Here is a 21,075-nt window from a genome sequence, read left to right as displayed (position 1 = left end):
GCACGGAAGAAGCCCTGCTCCGTCAGGAGGCTCGGACGGCTCGAACGCCGAGGTCGCACGCGGCGCCCACACGTGAGATACGTGTGACGCGGTGTCTCAGGACCTCAGACGAGCAACGTCCTACTCCAATCGGCGGCAACAGAAGCGGTACAGAACCTAGACAGAGACCGGTTGGCCCGTCAACGCATTTACGCGGAACCCGAGGAGGCCCCCGTGCCCGACGGCTCGCTCTCCCTGCCGGCCCGGCTCTGCCTGCTGGCCTGGGACCCCGCGGGGTCCACCGCCGCCGACACCGCCCGGATCCACCACCTGGTGCGCGCCGGGGCGCTCACCGAACTGGCCCGGCGCGGACTGCTCACCGACGACGAGGGCATCGCCACCCCCGCCGACCTGGACTCCCGCACCGGGGACGCCGTCCTCGACGGGCTGCTGGAACTGGTCCGCGAGTCGCTGCCGCACCGGTGGCGCACCTGGGTGCGGCTGCACGCCCGGGTCACCTTCGACGCCGTACGGGAGCAGCTGGTCGCCGACGGGTACCTGCGGGCGGAGAAGAAGCGCGTGCTCGGCGTGTTCCCGTCCGTGGAGTACGTGCTCGCGAAGGCAGCGGCGGCCCGGGCGCTGCGCGAGGAGGCGCACCACGTCCTCCGGGGCGCGCTGCCGGCCGGCCAGGTCTCCGAGCGGGACGCGGCGCTGGCCGCGCTGGCGGCCGCCGCCGGACTGGGCGTCCCCGGGGACGCGGCGGGCGGGCCACCCGGACCCGACCGGATCGCGGAGCTGACCCGGCGGAGCGCCGGCGGGTCGCCCGGCATGCGGCGGATCGTGGACGAGGTGCGGGACGCGCTGAGCGACGACGGCGCCGGGGCACCGGTGTCCGCGCGCGGCTGAGGGGGAGGGGGCAGCGGCTCCCGCGCCTCAGCAGCTCCCGCGCATCAGCTCCGCCAGGTCGTGGTCCAGGTCCAGCTGGAGGTGCTCCAGGCCCACCGGGACCAGCTCTGCGGCCGCGTGCAGGAACCGGCGCAGCTCGCCCGAGCGGACGTGGACCACGGCGGTGCCCTCGGGCGCGTGGAACTCCAGCACGGTGCGGTCGTACCCGTACGGGCGCACCCGGACGTCGCCGTGGCCGTTCGGCTCCTGCATCCCGGCGATCAGCAGCTCGCGGGAGAAGGTCCAGCAGACCTCCACGCCCTCCAAGGTGGCCGGGGCCGGGAAGGTCATGCGGACGGCGAACGGGTCGGCGCGGTCGTAGTGCAGGGTGGCGGGAATGCTCGGCATACGCGGCGCGGCGGCGACCAGTCGCGCCTCGACGGGCTGCTCGATGACGGTGGACAACGCCTTGCTCCCTCGTGACGGCTGGACGGGCATGCGCGGGTGGTGCGGGCCGGGCACTGGAAGAGACGTCGGAATCAGCGCATCCGTGCACACGACGAGCGAGTGACCTCTGTCACCGCGTTCATGCCCACAGGCGCCCGGGAGTGACACGCCTCTCCTTCCGTGCCCCGCGGGGCACTTGCGGCACGCCCGCACCGCACGCGCGTGCCGTCGCGGCCCTCTGGACGGCGCGCGGGCCGTGGGCTAGCTTCGCCCGCCATGAGGCGCTTGGGAAGCACGCGACGCACGGTACGGTCCGTTCGAGCCGGTGGCAGGCGTACGGGGCGGGTGGCGCTCGCGGGGGCGGTCTGCGCGGCGGCGCTGGCCGCGCTGACCGCCGTGCCCGCCCAGGCGCACCAGCGGCCGCACTGGGACGTGAAGGACACCGGGGCCCACGACGTCCGGTTCCGGGGGCTCGCCGCCGTCAGCCGGCACACCGCCTGGGTGGCCGGCACCGGGGGCACGGTCCTGCGCACCACCGACGGCGGCGGCACCTGGCGCGACGTCTCCCCGACCGGAGCCGGCGGACTGGAGTTCCGGGACATCGAGGCCTTCGACGCCCGCCGGGCCGTGGCGCTGTCCATCGGCGAGGGCGAGGCGTCCCGGGTCTACCGCACCGACGACGGCGGGGCGACCTGGACCGAGTCCTTCCGCAACACCGACACCCGGGCCTTCTACGACTGCCTCACCTTCTTCGACCGCCGACACGGCCTCGCCATGAGCGACCCGGTGGACGGGAGGTTCCGCATCCTGTCGACCAGTGACGGCGGCCGCTCCTGGACGGTGCTGCCCGACGCCGGGATGCCGGCCGCGCAGGACGGGGAGGCCGGATTCGCGGCCAGCGGCCAGTGCCTGGTCTCCGCCGGGCCGCGGGACGTCTGGCTGGCCACCGGCGGGGCCGCACGCGCGCGCGTGCTGCACTCCGCCGACCGCGGGCGCACCTGGACGGCCACCGACGCGCCGGTCCCGGCCGGCGACCCGGCCCGCGGCGTCTTCGCCCTCGCCTTCCGCGACCGCGCCCACGGCCTCGCCGTCGGCGGCGACTACCGTCCCGGGCAGGCCTCCCCGCGGGCCGCCGCCCGGACCGCCGACGCCGGCCGCACCTGGCGCCCCGCCGACCGGCCGCCGCCCGCCTACCGCTCCGGCGTCGCCTGGCTCCCGCACAGCCGCATGGCAGCCCTCGCCGTCGGCCCCACCGGCACCGACCTCACCACGGACGGCGGCCGCACCTGGCGCACCGTCGACACCGGGTCCTTCGACACCGTGGACTGCACCCCGGACCTGGGCTGTTGGGCCGCGGGCGAGCAGGGCCGGGTCGCCCGGCTGGAGCGCTGACGCCGGGCGGAGCGGGGTGTTTGTCCGTAACGTGGGTAACCGTTCGCTGTACGTGAGCTGGACGCGAGAGGAAGTGAGCGGACATGCCGAGCGGTTCGAACTCCAAACGGGAACGGCAGTACGAGCACATCAAGAAGAGCGCGAAGGACCGCGGCGAGAGCACCGGCCGCGCCAAGGAGATCGCGGCGCGGACGGTGAACAAGGAGCGCGCGCAGTCCGGCGAGTCGAAGACCGCCAGCCGCACCTCGACGCAGGACAAGTCGGCGAGCAAGCGCGGCGGCCAGCGGTCCGGGAACCGGCAGGGACCCCAGGGACCCACCTACGACCAGCTGTACCAGGAGGCCAAGCGCCGTGACGTGCACGGCCGTTCGAGCATGAACAAGGGCGAGCTGCGCCAGGCGCTGGGCAAGTGAGCCGCGGCTACCCGCCGAGCGTCTCCCGGTAGCGCTCCAGCGCGGGCGCCGTCTTCGTGGCGACGAACTCGGTGATCCGGTAGGTGCACACACCCGCCCTGACGAACGGGTCGCCCGCGGTGATCTCCTCGATCCGCGCACGGTCCGCCGCGACGGCGATGATCACCCCGCCGTCGCGGGGCTCCTTGCGCCCGGACGCCAGGAAGACGCCCTGGGCGTAGAGCCCGTCGAGCCAGACCACGTGGTCCGCGAGGACGGCGTCCACGGCGTCGAGCGGGGCGGTGTAGGACAGCTCCAGTACGAACATGATCGCGAGCCTACCCCTGGCTCCGGCCGGGCCCGCTCCCGTTAGGCTGACGGCCACCATGACGACCGTGACCGCCGAGATCCCCGCCGACTGGCCCACGACCGAGGGGCGGGCCCGCGCCGTCCAAGACGAGCTGCGCGCCCGCGTGGTGCTCGACGAGCCCGGACCCCCGCCCGGCACCGGCCGGGTGACCGGGGTGGACGTCGCCTACGACGACGAGCGGGACGTCGTCGCGGCGGCGGCCGTCGTACTGGACGCCCGGACCCTCGCCGTCGTCGCCGAGGCCACCGCCGTCGGGCGCATCTCCTTCCCCTACGTGCCCGGCCTGCTCGCCTTCCGGGAGATCCCGACCGTGCTGGCCGCCCTGGAGGCGCTGCCCTGCCCGCCGGGCCTGGTCGTGTGCGACGGCTACGGCCTGGCCCACCCGCGCCGCTTCGGCCTCGCCAGCCACCTGGGCGTCCTCACCGGCCTGCCCACGATCGGCGTGGCCAAGAACCCCTTCACCTTCACGTACGACGCCCCGGACACCCCGCGCGGCAGTACGTCGCCGCTGCTCGCGGGCGCCGAGGAGGTCGGGCGTGCGGTGCGCACCCGCGATGCCGTCAAACCGGTCTTCGTCTCCGTCGGGCACCGGGTGGGACTCGGCAACGCCTGCGCCCACGCCCTGGCCCTGACGCCCGCCCACCGGCTGCCGGAGACCACCCGCAGGGCCGACGCGCTGTGCCGCGCGGCCCTGCGGGACGCCGCCTAGTCGGCCTGCTCGGTGATGCTCCAGCGGCCCACCTCCTGGTACGCCGAGTCGTAGATCGCCGAGCCGTCGCCGGGCCGCAGCTCGTAGTGCTTCAGGTTGCCGCCCCAGTACCGCAGGATCCGCTGCAACTCGCCCGCGGGGTCCTCGGCGAGCGCGCCTTCGTCCATGGTGACTTCGAAAACGAACTTCATGCCGTCAAGGCTTTCACGGCGGAATGGGCCGGCGCGATCGTCCCCCAGGCCGATCTGAGTACCCGTACGGATGTGCCGCCGCCGGTGGTCCCGGCAGGGTGGACGCATGACGACACACCGCGCACCCAAGTACTCGGCCCAGCCCGGCCGGCCCGTCGAGCGTGCCGTGGTCGCCGGGTTGGTGCTGGCGGTGGGCGCGGGGCTGGCCTGGATCGGCGGGATGATCTACACGATCGCCGGATGGTCCGGGTAGCCCCGGCCCCGGGACCGCCGGACCGCCCGTACGTCGCAGGACTGCCCCTACTCCGGTCGGACCGCCGGTACTTCGCCGGACGGCCCGTACTCCGGCAGGCCGCCCGTACTTCGCCGGACGGCCCGTACTCAGGCGGACGGCCTGTACTTCGCCGGACGGCTGTTCTTCGCCGGGCCGCCCGTACCCTCCCGGGCCGGCCGTTCAGCGGGTCGCGGCCACCCGGAAGCCGATGCCCGCCGCCCGCAGCCGCTCGGTCAGCGCGTCGCCCATCGCCACGGCCGTCGTGACCTGCCCGGCCGTCGGCGGCAGGGCGTCGAGGGCGAGGCACAGCGCCGCCTCGGCGAACATCTTGGCCGTCTCGTCGTACCCGGGGTCGCCGCCCGCGACCTCGGTGAACACCGTCCGGCCGCCGCCCTCGCCGACGAAGCGGACCGAGAACCAGCTCTTCGCCCGCCGTTCGGCGCTCGGGCCCTGGCCCGGCGCGAGCCGTCCGGACAGCCAGCGCCGCGCGGGCGGCACCTGGGCCGCCGCCACCAGCGCGCCCACGGCCGCCGTCCCGCCCACCGCGACCGGCAGCCGCCGCACGGCCGCGTAGTGGCGGTAGCGGAAGTCCGGGCCGTAGCGGTCCAGGGCCTTCGCGGACCTGCGCACGATCTGCGCGTCCACGGTCGGCAGCGGCAGCGCCCACGCCCCCACCTCCCCGGCGAACCGCGGCGCCCCCGTCGGTGTCACCACACGGCGGCCGACCAGCCGGGGCTCGTGCCGCCGGCGTTCCAGCGCGGCGGCCCGCAGCTGCCGCCCCCGCGCGAACTGGCCCAGGGCGGAGGCGAAGGTACCGCCCGAGAACGCGGCGCCGACCCGCACGAAGCCGTCCACCCTCAGCGGCACGCCCTCCGGCAGCTGCCGCACGGTGAAGTACACGCCGAGGTCGTGCGGGACGGAGTCGAAGCCGCAGGCGTGCACCAGGCGGGCGCCGGTCTCCCGGGCGCGGGCGTCGTGGCGGACGTACGCCAGGTCCACGAACTCGGGCTCCCCGGTGAGGTCGAGATAGTCCGTGCCGGCGTCGGCGCAGGCGGCGACCAGCGCGTCGCCGTGCCGGACGTAGGGGCCGACGGTCGTGGCCAGCACGCGCGCCTGTTCGGCGAGCGCGCGCAGCGAGGCCGGATCGGACACGTCCGCGTGCAGCACGCCGAGGTCCGCCGAGCTGTCGGCGGTGCCGGTCAGCCGGTCACGCAGGCGGCCCAGCTTCTCCGCGTCGCGGCCGGCGATCGCCCAGCGCAGGCCGTCCGGGGCGTGTGCGGCGAGGTACTCCGCCGTCAGTTCGCCGACGAACCCCGTCGCCCCGAACAGCACGATGTCGTACGGCCGGTCGGCCGCTTTCAGCCTGCTCATGACATCCCTTCGTCACCCGTCGGCAACCCCTGGGTCCGCAGCACGCGCCGTTGCCGGTGGCTGAGGCTAGCGTGAGGAGCGCGCGGCCCGGAGAGGAGCCTGCACCATAATTGGCTAAGCGCTTGCTCGCCCGGGTCTTGTGCCCAGTGGAACACGTTCTTAGCATCGCTGGTGTTACATCGGTTGTGTCACAGAGCTGGGGGCTGGATGTCGGAAGCGAAGACGCCGACGCGGACGCCGGGCACCGACGGCCCGCTCACCGGGGTGCGCGTGGTCGAGCTGGCCGGTATCGGCCCCGGCCCCTTCGCCGCCATGCTCCTGGCCGACCTGGGCGCCGACGTCGTGCGCGTCGACCGTCCCGGCGGGCCCGGCCTCGGCATCGACCCCGCCCACGACGTCACCAACCGCAACAAGCGCTCCGTGGTCGTCGACCTCAAGGCACCGGACGGCCCGGCCCGCGTCCTCGGCCTGGCCGCCCGCGCCGACGTCCTGATCGAGGGCTACCGCCCCGGCGTCGCCGAACGGCTCGGCGTCGGCCCCGGGGACTGCCACGCCCGCAACCCGCGCCTCGTCTACGGCCGGATGACCGGCTGGGGCCAGGACGGTCCGCTCGCGCAGCGCGCCGGGCACGACATCGGGTACATCGCGCTCACCGGCGCCCTCGGCATGATCGGCGCCCCCGACGAGCCCCCGGCCGTCCCCGCCAACCTCCTCGGCGACTACGCGGGCGGCTCCCTCTACCTGGTCGTCGGGATCCTCGCCGCCCTGCACCACGCGCGCGAGAGCGGCACCGGGCAGGTCGTGGACGCCGCCATCGTCGACGGCACCGCCCACCTCTCCGCGATGATCCACGGCATGCTCTCCGCCGGCGGCTGGCAGGACCGGCGCGGCGCCAACCTCCTCGACGGCGGCTGCCCCTTCTACGGCACCTACGAGACCGCCGACGGCCGGTACATGGCGGTCGGCGCCCTGGAGCCGCAGTTCTACGCCGAGTTCATGCGGCTGCTCGGCATCCCGGAGCCGGCACCGGCCCGTGACGACATGTCCCGCTGGCCGGAGCTGCGCGCGGCCGTCGCCGCCCGGTTCAAGTCCCGTACCCGCGACGAGTGGACGGCCGTCTTCGCCGACTCCGACGCCTGCACGGCCCCCGTCCTGACGCTGCGCGAGGCCCCGCACCACCCGCACCTGGCCGCCCGCTCCACCTTCACCGACCACGACGGCATCACCCAGCCCGCCCCCGCACCCCGCTTCTCCGCGACCCCCACCGCCGTCCGCACCGGGCCCGCCCGGCCCGGCGCCGACACCGAGGCCGTGGTCCGCGACTGGGGGCTGGCCCCCGGCTGGGCCCCCGCGTCCCTTCCGAACCCCGCAGTGCACAACCCTCAGTGAAAGGCCTGCCAGTGAGCACCGAAGCGTACGTGTACGACGCGATCCGCACCCCGCGCGGACGCGGCAAGGCGAACGGCGCCCTGCACGGCACGAAGCCCGTCGACCTGGTCGTCGGCCTCATCCACGAGATCCGCGCCCGCTTCCCCGGCCTGGACCCGGCCGCCGTCGACGACATCGTGCTCGGCGTGGTCGGCCCGGTCGGCGACCAGGGCTCCGACATCGCCCGCATCGCGGCGATCGCCGCCGGACTGCCGGACACCGTGGCCGGCGTCCAGGAGAACCGCTTCTGCGCCTCGGGCCTGGAAGCCGTCAACCTGGCCGCCGCCAAGGTGCGCTCCGGCTGGGAGGACCTGGTCCTCGCGGGCGGCGTCGAGTCCATGTCCCGCGTCCCGATGGCCTCGGACGGCGGCGCCTGGTTCAACGACCCGATGACCAACCTCGCCACCAACTTCGTCCCCCAGGGCATCGGCGCCGACCTGATCGCGACCATCGAGGGCTTCTCCCGCCGCGACGTCGACGAGTACGCGGCCCTGTCCCAGGAGCGCGCGGCCACCGCCTGGAAGGAGGGCCGCTTCGAGCGCTCCGTCGTGCCGGTCAAGGACCGCGCCGGTCTCACCGTCCTCGACCACGACGAGCACCCGCGGCCCGGCACCACCGCCGACTCCCTGGCCAAGCTCAAGCCCTCCTTCGCGGACATCGGCGAGCTGGGCGGCTTCGACGCCGTGGCGCTGCAGAAGTACCACTGGGTGGAGAAGATCGACCACGTCCACCACGCGGGCAACTCCTCCGGCATCGTCGACGGCGCCTCCCTGGTCGCCATCGGTTCGCGGGAGGTCGGTGACCGCTACGGTCTGCGGCCGCGCGCCCGGATCGTCTCCGCCGCCGTCTCCGGCTCCGAGCCCACCATCATGCTCACCGGCCCCGCCCCGGCCACCCGCAAGGCGCTCGCCAAGGCCGGGCTGACCATCGACGACATCGACCTCGTGGAGATTAACGAGGCCTTCGCGGCGGTCGTCCTGCGCTTCGTCAAGGACATGGGCCTGTCGCTGGACAAGGTCAACGTCAACGGCGGCGCCATCGCGCTCGGCCACCCGCTCGGCGCCACCGGCGCGATGATCCTCGGCACCCTCGTCGACGAGCTGGAGCGCCAGGACAAGCGCTACGGCCTCGCCACCCTGTGCGTGGGCGGCGGCATGGGCATCGCCACCGTCGTCGAGCGCATCTGACCCCCCTCCCGACGGATACGACCGGCCACGACGGCCCACGACGGCCCACGACGGCCACGACGGATCACCTGGAGCACATCCTCATGAGCACCGAGCCCACCACCATCCGCTGGGAGCAGGACGACACCGGTGTCGTCACCCTCGTCCTCGACGACCCCGACCAGTCCGCGAACACCATGAACCAGGCGTTCCGCGACTCCCTGGCGGCCGTCACCGACCGCCTGGAGGCCGAGAAGGACGGCATCCGGGGCGTCATCGTCACCTCCGCGAAGAAGACCTTCTTCGCCGGCGGCGACCTGCGCGACCTCATCCGCGTCACCCCCGAGACCGCCCAGGACCTCTTCGACGGCGGCATGGCCATCAAGCGGAACCTGCGCCGCATCGAGACCCTCGGCAAGCCCGTCGTCGCCGCCCTGAACGGCGCGGCCCTCGGCGGCGGTTACGAGATCGCGCTCGCCTGCCACCACCGCGTCGCCCTCGACGCACCCGGCTCCAAGATCGGCTGCCCCGAGGTCACCCTCGGCCTGCTGCCCGGGGGCGGCGGCGTGGTCCGCACCGTCCGGATGCTCGGCATCACCGACGCGCTCCTCAAGGTGCTCCTCCAGGGCACCCAGTACAACCCCCGCCGCGCCCAGGAGAACGGCCTGGTCGACGAGGTCGCCGACAGCCGCGAGGACATGCTCGCCAAGGCCCGCGCCTTCATCGACGCCCATCCGGAGTCGGCCCAGCCCTGGGACAAGCCCGGCTACCGCATCCCCGGCGGCACCCCGTCCCACCCGAAGTTCGCGGCCAACCTGCCCGCCTTCCCGGCCAACCTGCGCAAGCAGACGAACGGCGCCCCCTACCCGGCGCCGCGCAACATCATGGCCGCCGCCGTCGAGGGCTCCCAGGTCGACTTCGAGACCGCCCAGGTCATCGAGGCCCGCTACTTCGTCGAACTGGCCGCCGGGCAGACCTCGAAGAACATGATCCAGGCGTTCTTCTTCGACCTCCAGGCGGTGAACTCGGGCGCGAACCGCCCGAAGGGCGTCGAGCCCCGGAAGGTCACCAACGTCGCCGTCCTGGGCGCCGGGATGATGGGCGCGGGCATCGCCTACTCGTGCGCCCGCGCGGGCATCGAAGTGGTGCTCAAGGACGTCTCCCTGGAATCGGCGGTCAAGGGCAAGGGCTACTCGGAGAAGCTGTGCGCCAAGGCCGTCGCCAAGGGCCGTACCAGCCAGGAGAAGGCGGACGCGCTCCTCGCCCGGATCACGCCGACCGCCGAGGTGGCCGATCTGGCGGGCTGCGACGCGGTGATCGAGGCGGTCTTCGAGGACACCTCGCTCAAGCACAAGGTGTTCCAGGAGATCGAGCACGTCGTCGCCCCCGACGCCCTGCTGTGCTCCAACACCTCGACGCTGCCGATCACGGCGCTGGCCGAGGGCGTCGAGCGGCAGACCGACTTCATCGGGCTGCACTTCTTCTCGCCGGTGGACAAGATGCCGCTGGTGGAGATCATCAAGGGGGAGCGGACCGGCGACGAGGCGCTGGCCCGCGCCTTCGACCTGGTCCGGCAGATCAGCAAGACGCCGATCGTGGTCAACGACTCGCGGGGCTTCTTCACCTCCCGGGTCATCGGCCACTTCATCAACGAGGGCGTCGCCATGGTCGGTGAGGGCATCGAGCCCGCCTCCGTGGAGCAGGCGGCGGCCCAGGCCGGCTACCCGGCCAAGGTGCTGTCCCTGATGGACGAGCTGACCCTGACCCTCCCGCGGAAGATCCGCGCGGAGACGAAGCGGGCCGTGGAGGAGGCGGGCGGCACCTGGACCGCGCATCCCGCCGAGGCGGTCGTCGACCGCATGGTCGACGAGTTCGGCCGCCCGGGACGCAGTGGCGGCGCCGGGTTCTACGAATACGGCGAGGACGGCAAGCGGGCCGGTCTCTGGCCGGGCCTGCGCGAGCACTTCACCAAGCCGGGGTACGAGATCCCGTTCGCCGACATGCAGGAGCGGATGCTCTTCTCGGAGGCGCTGGACACCGTCAAGCTCCTGGAGGAGGGCGTGCTGACCTCCGTCGCCGACGCCAACATCGGCTCGATCTTCGGCATCGGCTTCCCGGGCTGGACCGGCGGCGTCCTGCAGTACATCAACGGCTACGAGGGCGGCCTGCCGGGCTTCGTCGCCCGCGCCCGCGAGCTGGCCGACCGCTACGGCGAGCGCTTCACCCCGCCCGCCCTGCTGGTGGCGAAGGCCGAGAAGGGCGAGGTCTTCACGGACGGCCGCTGAGCCGCCGGATCATTCACCGGCCTCCTTGTCGAGCCACTCCCGCAGCTCCTCGCGCAGCGACCGCTGGAAGGTGGTGAGCAGCGCCTGCACCACCAGCGGGTGCATGTGGGCGGACAACGACCTCACTTCCGGCGCCTCCCGTTCGGCGACGGCGTCGCGCAGCAGCCGCGACAGGTCGCGCGCGGCGGCGCGGGAGTGCTCCAGGAGGGCGGTGCGGGCGGCGAGGACCGTCTCGGGGGAGAAGGGCACGTCGAGCAGTTCGACGCCGAGCCGGAGCAGCCCGACGTCCACCCGGTAGGCGTCGCCGTCGGGCACCACGACGTCCATTGCCGCGAGCCGGTCCACCTCCTCGTCGGTGAGCGGCCGCCCCGCCCGCCGGCCCAGCTCCTCGCGGGTGACCCGCTCCACCGTTTCCGGCGCCCAGGAGGCCACCACCGCGCGGTGCAGCGCCAGGTCGTGGGGGCTCAGATCGTCCGGCAGCCGCTTCAGATACCGCTCGATCGCGGCCAACGTCATGCCCTGGTGCTGCAGCTCCTCGATCAGCGCCAGCCGGGCCAGGTGCTCCCCGTCGTAGCGGCCGACCCGGCGCGGGCCGATCACGGGCGGGGGCAGCAGCCCCTTGGTGCCGTAGAAGCGGACCGTGCGCACCGTGACGCCGGCCCGCGCGGCCAGCTCGTCGATCGTGAGGGTGTGTCGCCCGGCGTCGGCTGCCCCGGTGTCGGCTGCCTCGGTGTCGGCTGCCCCGGTGTCGCTCGTCGTCATGTGCAGCAGTATCGCTGTTCCACCAATGCTGTGACACCTCTTGTGCACCGGGTGGAGACCGGCGGCGGATCATGTGAGAAGTCACGCTGTGTGACACGGGACACCGCATGCCTACGCAGTGTCGTGGGAAGGTGCTGCCTTGGTCTGTGCCGCGAGGGTGGTGCGGGCCTTGTCACTGTACGGACGACCCGGGCACATCCCGCCCGGGCGCACCAGAGAGTGGAACCACCCGTGAGCAAGGACGCCGTCGCCACGGCACAGGCCGCCGCCCACCCACAGGCGGCCGAACGACCCGCGGACGCGGGCGACGCCGGCTACAGCAAGGACCTCAAGGCCCGCCACGTCAACATGATCGCCATCGGCGGCGCGATCGGCACCGGCCTCTTCCTCGGCGCCGGCGGGCGCCTGCGCGACGCCGGACCGGCGCTCGCGATCGCCTACCTCGTCGCCGGCGTCTTCGCCTTCTTCGTCGTCAAGGCCCTCGGTGAGCTGGTGCTCTACCGGCCCTCCTCCGGATCCTTCGTGTCGTACGCGCGGGAGTTCCTCGGCGAGAAGGGCGCCTACGTCGCCGGCTGGATGTACTTCCTGAACTGGTCGACGACCGGTATCGCCGACATCACCGCGATCGCGCTGTACACGCACTACTGGAGCATGTTCACGAGCATCCCCCAATGGGTGCTCGCCCTGGTCGCCCTCGCGGTGGTGCTGGCCGTGAACCTCATCTCGGTGAAGATCTTCGGCGAGATGGAGTTCTGGTTCGCGATCGTCAAGGTCGCCACCCTCGTCGGCTTCATGCTGATCGGCATCTTCCTGCTCGCCACCCAGCACGAGGTGAGCGGCCAGACCCCGGGCGTGGGCATGATCACCGACCACGGCGGCGTCCTCCCGCACGGTGTGATGCCCGTGGTCCTCGTCATGCAGGGCGTGATCTTCTCGTACGCGGCCCTGGAACTGGTCGGCGTCGCCGCCGGCGAGACCGCCGAGCCGCACAAGATCGTTCCCCGCGCGGTCAACTCGATCATGTGGCGGGTGGCCCTGTTCTACGTCGGCTCGGTGCTGCTCCTGGCCCTGCTGCTGCCCAGCTCGCTCTACTCGGGCGACGAGAGCCCCTTCGTCACGGTGCTGTCGGGCATCGGCGTGCCGGCCGCCGGCGACGTGATGAACCTCGTCGTCCTCACCGCCGCGATGTCCTCGCTGAACTCCGGCCTGTACTCCACCGGCCGCATCCTGCGCTCCATGGCGATGGCCGGCTCCGCGCCCAAGTTCACCGGTGTGATGAGCCGCAGCCAGGTTCCCTACGGCGGCATCCTGCTGACCTGCGCGATCTGCGTGCTGGGCGTCGGGCTCAACTACCTGGTGCCGGACAAGGCCTTCGAGATCGTGCTGAACGTCGCCTCCCTGGGCATCATCAGCACGTGGGTGATCATCATGATCTGCCACCTGGTGTTCGTCCGCCGGGCCCGTGCGGGCCTGGTCGAACGGCCGCGCTTCCGGCTCCCCGGCAGCCCCGTCACGGAGATCGTCACGATCGCCTTCCTGCTGGCCGTGATCGGCCTGATGTGGAACGACGAGGAGGTCGGCCGCAAGACCGTGCTGCTGGTGCCGGTGATCGCCGCCCTGCTGGTGGCGGGCTGGTTCGGCGTCCGCCGCCGGGTGGCGCACCAGGCCGGGCAGGAGCCGCCGACGCCGAAGCGGTAGCGGCCCGGGGCCACTGTCAGTGGCGGCCCGTACGGTGGCGTCATGTCGGAGATCAGGTATGTCCGGGGTGACGCCACCGCGCCGTCGGTCAGGGGCGTCAAGGTGATCGCCCACGTGTGCAACGACCTCGGCGGCTGGGGCAAGGGATTCGTCCTGGCCGTCTCCCGCCGCTGGCCGCAGCCGGAAGCGGCGTACCGAGCCTGGCATCGCGACCGCGCGTCCAACGACTTCGGCCTCGGCGCGGTCCAGTTCGTCCAGGTCGAGCCGTACGTGTGGGTGGCCAACATGATCGGTCAGCGCGGGATGCGGACGGGCAGCAAGGGCGTCCCCGTGCGCTACGAGGCGATCGGCGCCGCTCTCGGCCGCCTCGCCGACAAGGCGGCCGAGCTGGACGCGTCCGTGCACATGCCCCGCATAGGCTGCGGCCTGGCCGGCGGCAAGTGGTCCCGGGTGGAGCCGCTCATATCCGACCGGCTCGTCCGGCGCGGCGTCCCCGTGACCGTCTACGACCACGGGGACACCGACTAGGCCGGGGCGCGGATCAGTGCTCGTGGACGTCGTTCGTCGCGGCGATCTTCCGCCACGAGCGGGGCTGTGCGGGCGTCTCGGACGTCTTCGCGAGCGACTGGGCGCGCGCCGCCGGGGCGTCCGGCTTCGTCGGCTGGAACAGCCAGGTGTCGAAGAGCGCGGCCAGCGGCTTGCCCGAGACTTCCTCCGCGTACCGCTGGAAGTCGGCGACGGACGCGTTGCCGTGGGCGTACTTCGCGGGCCACCCCTTCAGGACGGTGAAGAAGGCGTCGTCGCCGATCTCGTTGCGCAGCACCTGCACGGCCAGCGCGCCGCGGTCGTAGACGGCGCCGTCGAACTGGTTCTCCGGACCCGGGTCGCCGGGCCGCACGGTCCAGAACGGGTCGTCGGCCGGGTGCGAGGCGTAGGTGTAGTCGGCCAGCTCCTGCGCCGTGCCCTCGCCCTCGTGCTCGGACCACAGCCACTGGGCGTAGCGCGCGAAGCCCTCGTTGATCCAGATGTCCTTCCAGCCGCGCACCGAGACCAGGTCGCCGTACCACTGGTGGGCCAGCTCGTGCACGACGACGGACACGTTCGACCCGTTGGCGAACTGCCGCGGGCTGTAGAACGGCCGGGTCTGCGTCTCCAGCGCGTACCCGGTGGTGGTGTTCGGCACGTAGCCGCCGAGCGCGTGGAACGGATACGGCCCGAAGTAGCCGCTCAGCCAGTCCGCGACCTCCCCGGTCCGCTCCACGCTGGCCCGCGCCGCGCCGTCGTTCGCGCCCAGGTCCTTGCTGTAGGCGTTGACGACCGGGATGCCGCCCTCGGTGGTGCCGGTGGTCAGGTCGAACTTCCCCACCGCCAGCGTGGCCAGGTACGTGGCCTGCGGCTGGTCCGAGCGCCAGTTCCAGCGGGTCCAGCCGAGCCGCGAACTGGTCGACTGGAGCGTGCCGTTGGAGATCGCCTGGGTGCCGTCCGGCACCTGCACCGACACGTCGTAGGTGGCCTTGTCCAGCGGGTGGTCGTTGCTGGGGAACCACCACGCCGCGGCCTCGGGCTCGTTCGCGGCGACCCCGCCGTCCGGGGTGCGGTGCCAGCTGGTGAAGCCGTACGCCTGCTTCGACGACGGCACACCGCTGTAGCGGACGACCACGGTGACGGGGGTCCCCTTGTCGAGCGGACGCTTCGGCGTGATCTCCAGCTCGTGCTCGCCCGAGGTCGTGAACGACGCCTTCGCGCCGTTCACCCGCACCTCGCCGACGTCCAGCAGGAAGTCCAGGTTGAACCGCGACAGGTCCGCGGTGGTGCGGGCCAGGATCGTCGCCGTCCCCTCCAGGCGGTCCGTGGCCGGCTGGTACTTCAGGCGCAGGTCGTAGTGGGAGACGTCGTAGCCGCCGTTGCCGTAGGCCGGGTAGTAGGGGTCGCCGATGCCCGGAGCGCCGGGGGAGTGGGGCGCCGCCGACGCCGGGATCGCCAGCATGAGGGAGGCGGCGCCCAGCGCGCCCGGCACGATGATTCTGCGGTGCACGAAAGCTCCAAGTCGTAGGGACATGAGCCCTGTTCGGACTCTGTTCGGAGCCTATTCAGCCCCTGTGCGCACCGTCATGTCCACGGCCACCCCCGTCACACGATCGCCATCCGGCCGTCATGAGCCGCCTCAGGCCCTCTTATGCACGGGAGTCGGCGGATGTACCGTCCGCGCATGCCGAAACGCATGCGCCTCACCCCTCGGAGACCGCTCGCGACGGCGGCCCGGGCCCGGCTCACCACCGGACGCGCCGACCGGGGTCCCGCAGGCCCCGGCCCCGGCGCCGACACGCCGACACCCGCCTTGGACCGCTCCCGCACGTCGGCCCGCGTACCGTTCGTCGGCGGCACCGCCGCGTCCACCAGGGTCACCGCCGCTCCGGCACCCGCGCCGCACCCCACGCACCGTGTCCCGAAGGGAGGCCGATGAACCGCCTGCGCACCCGCACCGCGACCACCGCGGCACTCGCCGCGTCCCTCCTGGTCCCCTCCCTGCTCACCGCACCCGCCCACGCCGACGGCGCCGCGCACCACCCGCCCCGCACCGGCTTCGAGCGCACCCACGGCGCCCGCTGGACCACCCAGTCCGAGGAACGGGCCCTCCTGGCCGCCGCCGACCTGGCCAGCAGCCGGGTCACCGTCGACCGCATCGGCACCACCGAGCAGAACCGTCCGCTCCAGCTCGTGACCGTCGGCCGGCCCACCGCCCCGGACAAGGTGCTCCTGGTGTGCAGCCAGCACGGCGACGAACCCGCCGGCCGCGAGGCCTGCCTGACCACCGTGCGGGACCTCGCCTACGCCACCGACCGGGCGACCCGGCGCTTCCTGGACCGCACCGCCGTGCTGGTCGTGCCCACCGCCAACCCCGACGGCCGGGCCGCCGACACCCGCGGCAACGGCGACGGCGTCGACGTCAACCGCGACCACCTGGCCCTGGCGACGGCCGAGGCCCGCGCCCTGGCCGCCGTCCTCCGCGACGAGCGCCCCGACGTCGTCTACGACCTGCACGAGTACGGCGCCACGCCCCCGTACTACGACAAGGACCTCTTCGACCTCTGGCCCCGCAACCTCAACACCGCCGCGCCCGTCCACGACGAGGCCCGCACCCTGTCCGGCGCCTACGTCCGCCCCGCCGCCGAGCGCGCCGGGTACTCGACCGGCACGTACGGCATCTGGACCGACCCCGAAACCGGTGACCCCGTCGAACAGACCGCCGGCGACGGCCAGGAACGCATCCTGCGCAACATGTCCGGCGTCAAACACGCGGTCGGCCTGCTCATCGAGAGCCGCGTCGACGCCCTCACGGACGCCGAGCGCGAGGACCCCGCCCTCAACCACCGGCGCCGGGTGGACTCCCAGCTCGCCGCCCTGGACGGCCTGTTCCGCTTCGCGGACCGGCGCCGCGCACGCGTCGAGGCGGCCACGGACGCCGCCCGCCGGGCCGGACTGGCCGATTCCGGACCCGTGTACCTGGGCGGCGCGGACAACGACCCGGCCGAGGACTCCGAGGTGATCCAGGACCCGCCCTGCGGCTACCGGCTGACCCCCGCCCAGTACCGGGACGTGGCGGACGAACTCGCCCTGCACGGTGTACGGGTGCACCCGGCCGGGGAGAAGGGCGCCTACGTACCGCTGCGCCAGTCACAGCGTGCCCTGGTGCCGCTGCTCCTGGACGAACGCGCCGCGTACCACCTGACGGCGGGCGAACCGGTCACCCGCTGCTGAGGAGGTGAGTTCCGCGTCTTACGTGGTAAGGGCGTAGCGGAGGAGTATTTTCGGCCTGATCGACTTGAAAGGTGCCGCCTGTGACGCAGGACCGACCAAGCGACAAGGAAGAACACGAGAGAGGCACGCTCCCGGGTTCGGAAGCGGGCCTGCCGGGGCAGGAGCACCGACCCCGGACCGACCGCGTCGTCTTCGGCGTCACGGCCGTCCTGACCCTGGCGTTCGTCGTCTGGGGCGCCGCCGCCACCGACTCGCTGGAGGACGTCTCCAGCAGCATGCTCAGCGGCCTGCTGCACAACGGCGGCTGGGCGTTCACCCTGGCCGCGTCCGGCTTCGTGGTCTTCGCCCTCTGGCTGGCGGCCAGCCGCTACGGCCGCATCCACCTGGGGGCCGAGGGCGAGGAACCCGAGTTCCGGACCGTGTCCTGGGTCGCCATGATGTTCAGCGCGGGCATGGGCATCGGTCTGATGTTCTACGGCGTGAGCGAGCCGCTCGCGCACTACACCACGCCCCCGCCCGGCACCAGCCCGGCCGACTCCGGCGACCGCATGGCCACGGCCATGGCCACCACCCTGTTCCACTGGACGCTCCACCCGTGGGCGATCTACGCGGTGGTCGGTCTCGGCATCGCCTACAGCACCTTCCGCAGGCGCCGCAGGCAGACCATAAGCGCGGTGTTCACCCCGCTCATCGGCGAGAAGCACGCCAACGGCGCCGGCGGCCGGGTCATCGACATCCTGGCCATCATCGCGACGATCTTCGGCTCGGCGGCCTCGCTCGGCCTCGGCGCGCTGCAGATCGGCTCCGGCATGGAGAAGCTCGACTGGATGGACAAGGTCAGCACCGGACTGCTCGTCGGCATCATCGCGGTGCTGACGGTGGCGTTCGTGGCCTCCGCGATCTCCGGCGTCGAGAAGGGCATCCAGTGGCTGTCCAACACCAACATGGTGCTGGCCCTGCTGCTCGCCGTCTTCGTGTTCGTCGCGGGCCCGACCATCCTCATCCTCGACCTGCTGCCGACCTCGGTCTTCTCCTACCTCGGCGAGCTGCCCCAGATGGCCGGCCGCACCGAGATCAGCGGCGGCAAGGACGTCGCGGACTGGCTGGGCACCTGGACCGTCTTCTACTGGGCGTGGTGGATCTCCTGGACGCCCTTCGTCGGCATGTTCATCGCCCGGATCAGCCGGGGCCGGACGATCCGTCAGTTCATCGGCGGCGTCATCCTGGTGCCCAGCACGGTCAGCCTGATCTGGTTCGCCATCTTCGGCGGCTCGGCGATGCGGCTGCAGGAGCAGAACCGGCTGGGCGACGACTCGACCCCGGAGGGGCAGCTCTTCGGCGTGCTCCAGGAGTACCCCATCGCCACCGCGACCAGCCTGCTGGTGATGATCCTGGTCGGCATCTTCTTCGTCTCGGGCGCCGACGCGGCCTCCATCGTGATGGGCACGCTCTCGCAGAAGGGCGCGCTCGAACCCAGTCGCTGGGTGGTGGTCGTCTGGGGCGTGGTGACCGGCGCGGTCGCGGCCATCATGCTGCTGATCGGCAGCGGGGAGGCGGACGCGCTGACCGGTCTGCAGAACCTCACGATCCTCGCCGCGGCACCCTTCGTCATCGTGATGATCTTCATGTGCGTCGCCCTCATGCGCGACCTGCGCCGCGACCCGCTCATGGTGCGCGGCGAGATGGCCAACGAAGCCGTCGAACTGGCCGTCATCGAGGGCCACAAGCAGTACGAGGGCGACTTCGAGATCCGGATCGGCCCCGGCCCCGGCACCGACGTGGAGGGCGATCCGATCGGCAGGCACCACCACGAGGTCTGACCCCGCGCGGCCCGGCCGACCGGAACACCCGCGTCAGGAGGCGAGCCGGGCCGCCTCCTGCGCGCACCCCCAGGCCACGGTGACGCCCGCGCCGCCGTGACCGTAGTTGTGCACCAGCCGCCGCCCGTCCGGCAGCGCCCCGCGCTCCAGCCGGACCGCGTCCCGGGCCGGGCGCAGCCCCACCAGGTGCGTGAGCACCCGTGCCCCGGCGATCTCGGGGCGCAGGGCCGCGCACCGCCGCACGATGGCCTCCGCGACCGCCGGGTCCGGCTCGGTCGACCAGGCGTCCTCCTCGGCCGTCCCGCCCAGCAGGAGCCGCCCCGGCTGCGGAAGGAAGTACGTCGTCTCCCCGGAGTCCGCGTCGGCCGAGACCAGCCAGTTGTGGATCCCCGGGTTCTCCACCACGACCAGCTGCCCGCGCACCGGCCGCACCGCCGGGTCCGGCACCAGGTCCCGGGCGCCCAGGCCGGTGCAGTTGACCACGACCGGCGCGTCCGCCTCGGCCAGGTCGGCCACCGCCCGGTCCTCCACCGTGCCGCCCGCGGCCACCAGCCGGTCCCGCAGCCACGGCAGATGAGTCGACATGTCGATGACCGGCAGCCGCGCCCACAGCCCCGTCCCGGCGTACTCGGCGGCGCTCGCCGCACGCAGGCCCGGCAGCCGCGTCGCGGCCCACCCGTCCACCTCGTCCAGTCCGGTCTCGCCGAGCACCCCTTCGACCATGCGTACGCCGGTCTGCTCGGGCCGGGCCGCCAACTCCTCGTACACGTCGAGGGACTCCAGTGCCCAGGCCTGCGCCAGCGCGACCGGCTCGATCCGGTAGGGCCACCACAGCCCGCCCGCGACCACCGAGGTGGTCCGCTCCGCGGGCTCCCGGGTCCACAGCCGTACCCGTCTGCCCCGCTCGGCCAGCACGACCGCCGTGGTCAGTCCGATCACCCCGCCGCCGACCACGACGACTTCGCCATCCCGCTCGTCACCCAGTTCGGTTTCCACACCAGGACGTTAACCGAACGCCCCGCGCCGCGCTCCAAGCGCCTCCGCCGCGGGAATACTCACGGCATGGCAGCCGAGTACGCGACCTTCGGTCTGGCCCCGGCGACGCGCGCCGGCCAAGTCCACACCGACGGCGACTTCCAGGTCCACCGCGACTTCATGGACTTCGTCGTCGACGGACGTCCCCTGCTGTACCGCCTGTGCGACCTGGACGCGGTCTCCCCGCTCGCCTCCGACGTGCCGCCCGCCATCCTCACCGCGCAGGTCCGCGGCCTGCTCCTGGAGACCGAGGCGCCGCTGCCCGGCGGGCGGTACGTCATCTACGGCTGCCCCGAGTGCGCGGACCTGGCCTGCGGCGCGGTGACCGCCGTGATCCTGCGGGACGGCGACGACTTCGTCTGGCGGGACTTCGCCTGGCAGACCGGTGAACACGCCGACCTGGAGCTGAACGGCTACCACGGCATCGGCCCCTACCGCTTCCCCGGCGCCGACTACCGCGCCACCCTCGCCACCCTGCTCGACGGCGCTCCGCGGCCCCGCCGCCGGGTGCTGCTCATCGGCGCCCGAGTCGCCCTGCTCGCCCGGTCGGCCGCCGCGCTGCGCACCATCGGCGTCGGCGCCGACATCACCCAGGACGCCCGCGACGTGCCGGCCGACGAACTGCGGACCTACGGCGCCGTCGCCTTCGGCCGCTCGGTCCCCGAGGAACGGCGCAGGTCCGTACGCCGTGCCTTCGCGGACGCCGGCGTGGACGTGGCCCACGTCGACGGCCCGGCCCCGATCGTCCCGGTGCTCGTCGCCCAGATCGAGCAAGCCCTGGACCGCGGCCCGGCCGGACGCCGCCTGACCGGCCTGACGGCGAGCGCCGCCGCGGCGGACGTCGAGGTCACCTCGCCCTGCCGGGTACGCCTCACCGCGTACCGCCTCGACCGCCTGCGCCGCACCCACGTCCACGAGGTCTTCGACGGCGTGCTCGAACCGGGCGGCCACCGCGTCGCCCTGGACCCGGGCGCGGTGAAGGGGGAGGCGTACCTGGTGGCGCGGACGCCGGGAAACGTGCTGGTGACGGCCGTGAACCGGGACGACCCGGGCGGACCGCCACCGGGGAACCGGGCTGAGCGGGCACCCGGCCGCGACTAGGATCGACGGTC

General features: G+C 73.1%; 20 protein-coding genes. 13 read left to right on the top strand and 7 right to left on the bottom strand.

Annotated elements, in window-relative coordinates:
• Positions 1–213 precede the first annotated feature (213 nt).
• Positions 214–885 carry a GOLPH3/VPS74 family protein gene (locus K7854_RS09275; protein WP_226025904.1) on the top strand — a complete coding sequence of 224 codons (672 nt, stop codon included), beginning with the start codon at positions 214–216 and terminating at the stop codon, positions 883–885.
• 27 nt (positions 886–912) lie between these two features.
• On the opposite strand, the gene ssgD is transcribed toward K7854_RS09275, so the two are convergent.
• Positions 913–1,329 carry a spore wall synthesis regulator SsgD gene (gene ssgD / locus K7854_RS09270; protein ID WP_226025945.1) on the bottom strand — a complete coding sequence of 139 codons (417 nt, stop codon included), beginning with the start codon at positions 1,327–1,329 and terminating at the stop codon, positions 913–915.
• A gap of 327 nt (positions 1,330–1,656) precedes the next feature.
• Between ssgD and K7854_RS09265 the strand changes: the two genes are divergently transcribed.
• On the top strand, positions 1,657–2,703 hold the full coding sequence (locus K7854_RS09265; RefSeq protein WP_226025903.1) for a WD40/YVTN/BNR-like repeat-containing protein: 1,047 nt from the start codon (positions 1,657–1,659) through the stop codon (positions 2,701–2,703).
• Between the two features lie 83 nt (positions 2,704–2,786).
• A complete protein-coding gene (locus K7854_RS09260; RefSeq protein WP_226025902.1) occupies positions 2,787–3,116 on the top strand; it encodes a plasmid stabilization protein in 330 nt (109 codons plus the stop codon).
• Positions 3,117–3,123: 7 nt separating this feature from the next.
• On the opposite strand, the gene K7854_RS09255 is transcribed toward K7854_RS09260, so the two are convergent.
• Positions 3,124–3,423 carry a YciI family protein gene (locus K7854_RS09255; RefSeq protein WP_226025901.1) on the bottom strand — a complete coding sequence of 100 codons (300 nt, stop codon included), beginning with the start codon at positions 3,421–3,423 and terminating at the stop codon, positions 3,124–3,126.
• Positions 3,424–3,481: 58 nt separating this feature from the next.
• Here K7854_RS09255 and K7854_RS09250 point away from each other — a divergent pair, with 58 nt between their 5' ends.
• Positions 3,482–4,174: an endonuclease V gene (locus K7854_RS09250; protein ID WP_226025900.1), complete on the top strand. Its 693-nt coding sequence runs from the start codon at positions 3,482–3,484 to the stop codon at positions 4,172–4,174.
• On the opposite strand, the gene K7854_RS09245 is transcribed toward K7854_RS09250, so the two are convergent.
• Positions 4,171–4,365, bottom strand: coding sequence for a hypothetical protein (locus tag K7854_RS09245; RefSeq protein ID WP_226025899.1), 195 nt, complete (start codon positions 4,363–4,365; stop codon positions 4,171–4,173). The genes K7854_RS09250 and K7854_RS09245 overlap by 4 nt on opposite strands.
• A 106-nt stretch (positions 4,366–4,471) precedes the next feature.
• On the opposite strand from K7854_RS09245, the gene mmpA reads away from it, so the two are divergent.
• Positions 4,472–4,618 carry a morphogenic membrane protein MmpA gene (gene mmpA / locus K7854_RS09240; RefSeq protein ID WP_127896768.1) on the top strand — a complete coding sequence of 49 codons (147 nt, stop codon included), beginning with the start codon at positions 4,472–4,474 and terminating at the stop codon, positions 4,616–4,618.
• A gap of 201 nt (positions 4,619–4,819) precedes the next feature.
• Here the strand turns inward: mmpA and K7854_RS09235 are convergent, their stop codons facing one another.
• Positions 4,820–6,010: a saccharopine dehydrogenase family protein gene (locus K7854_RS09235; RefSeq protein ID WP_226025898.1), complete on the bottom strand. Its 1,191-nt coding sequence runs from the start codon at positions 6,008–6,010 to the stop codon at positions 4,820–4,822.
• Positions 6,011–6,217: 207 nt separating this feature from the next.
• On the opposite strand from K7854_RS09235, the gene K7854_RS09230 reads away from it, so the two are divergent.
• The 3 genes from K7854_RS09230 to K7854_RS09220 all read left to right on the top strand — a co-directional run bounded on the left by K7854_RS09230 (position 6,218) and on the right by K7854_RS09220 (position 10,889).
• On the top strand, positions 6,218–7,399 hold the full coding sequence (locus K7854_RS09230; protein ID WP_226025897.1) for a CaiB/BaiF CoA transferase family protein: 1,182 nt from the start codon (positions 6,218–6,220) through the stop codon (positions 7,397–7,399).
• Positions 7,400–7,410: 11 nt separating this feature from the next.
• Positions 7,411–8,625: an acetyl-CoA C-acetyltransferase gene (locus tag K7854_RS09225; RefSeq protein WP_226025896.1), complete on the top strand. Its 1,215-nt coding sequence runs from the start codon at positions 7,411–7,413 to the stop codon at positions 8,623–8,625.
• Positions 8,626–8,708: 83 nt separating this feature from the next.
• Positions 8,709–10,889 carry a 3-hydroxyacyl-CoA dehydrogenase NAD-binding domain-containing protein gene (locus K7854_RS09220; protein WP_226025895.1) on the top strand — a complete coding sequence of 727 codons (2,181 nt, stop codon included), beginning with the start codon at positions 8,709–8,711 and terminating at the stop codon, positions 10,887–10,889.
• 9 nt (positions 10,890–10,898) lie between these two features.
• On the opposite strand, the gene K7854_RS09215 is transcribed toward K7854_RS09220, so the two are convergent.
• The gene (locus K7854_RS09215) at positions 10,899–11,651 is read right to left on the bottom strand and encodes a MerR family transcriptional regulator (RefSeq protein ID WP_226025894.1); all 753 of its coding nucleotides are present in this window, start codon (positions 11,649–11,651) and stop codon (positions 10,899–10,901) included.
• A gap of 231 nt (positions 11,652–11,882) precedes the next feature.
• Here K7854_RS09215 and K7854_RS09210 point away from each other — a divergent pair, with 231 nt between their 5' ends.
• Positions 11,883–13,349, top strand: a complete 1,467-nt coding sequence (locus tag K7854_RS09210; RefSeq protein WP_226025893.1) for an amino acid permease — start codon at positions 11,883–11,885, stop codon at positions 13,347–13,349.
• 42 nt (positions 13,350–13,391) lie between these two features.
• Positions 13,392–13,877 (top strand): macro domain-containing protein, encoded by a 486-nt coding sequence (locus K7854_RS09205; protein WP_226025892.1) that lies wholly within the window; start codon positions 13,392–13,394, stop codon positions 13,875–13,877.
• Between the two features lie 13 nt (positions 13,878–13,890).
• Here the strand turns inward: K7854_RS09205 and K7854_RS09200 are convergent, their stop codons facing one another.
• Positions 13,891–15,408 carry a M1 family metallopeptidase gene (locus tag K7854_RS09200; RefSeq protein WP_226025891.1) on the bottom strand — a complete coding sequence of 506 codons (1,518 nt, stop codon included), beginning with the start codon at positions 15,406–15,408 and terminating at the stop codon, positions 13,891–13,893.
• Positions 15,409–15,809: 401 nt separating this feature from the next.
• On the opposite strand from K7854_RS09200, the gene K7854_RS09195 reads away from it, so the two are divergent.
• Both K7854_RS09195 and K7854_RS09190 read left to right on the top strand, forming a co-directional pair.
• Positions 15,810–17,108, top strand: a complete 1,299-nt coding sequence (locus tag K7854_RS09195) for a M14 family zinc carboxypeptidase (RefSeq protein ID WP_226025890.1) — start codon at positions 15,810–15,812, stop codon at positions 17,106–17,108.
• A gap of 80 nt (positions 17,109–17,188) precedes the next feature.
• Positions 17,189–18,928, top strand: coding sequence for a BCCT family transporter (locus K7854_RS09190; protein WP_226025889.1), 1,740 nt, complete (start codon positions 17,189–17,191; stop codon positions 18,926–18,928).
• Between the two features lie 33 nt (positions 18,929–18,961).
• Here K7854_RS09190 and K7854_RS09185 read toward each other — a convergent pair whose 3' ends face one another.
• Positions 18,962–19,924, bottom strand: a complete 963-nt coding sequence (locus K7854_RS09185; protein ID WP_226025888.1) for an FAD-dependent oxidoreductase — start codon at positions 19,922–19,924, stop codon at positions 18,962–18,964.
• Positions 19,925–19,990: 66 nt separating this feature from the next.
• On the opposite strand from K7854_RS09185, the gene K7854_RS09180 reads away from it, so the two are divergent.
• The gene (locus K7854_RS09180) at positions 19,991–21,064 is read left to right on the top strand and encodes an oxidoreductase (RefSeq protein WP_226025887.1); all 1,074 of its coding nucleotides are present in this window, start codon (positions 19,991–19,993) and stop codon (positions 21,062–21,064) included.
• Positions 21,065–21,075: the final 11 nt, after the last annotated feature.

Source organism: Streptomyces hyderabadensis, assembly GCF_020404845.1.
Taxonomy (GTDB): Bacteria; Actinomycetota; Actinomycetes; order Streptomycetales; family Streptomycetaceae; genus Streptomyces; species Streptomyces hyderabadensis.
The sequence above is the reverse complement of the archived record's forward strand: the minus strand, read 5'-3'. Positions and strand labels throughout refer to the sequence as shown.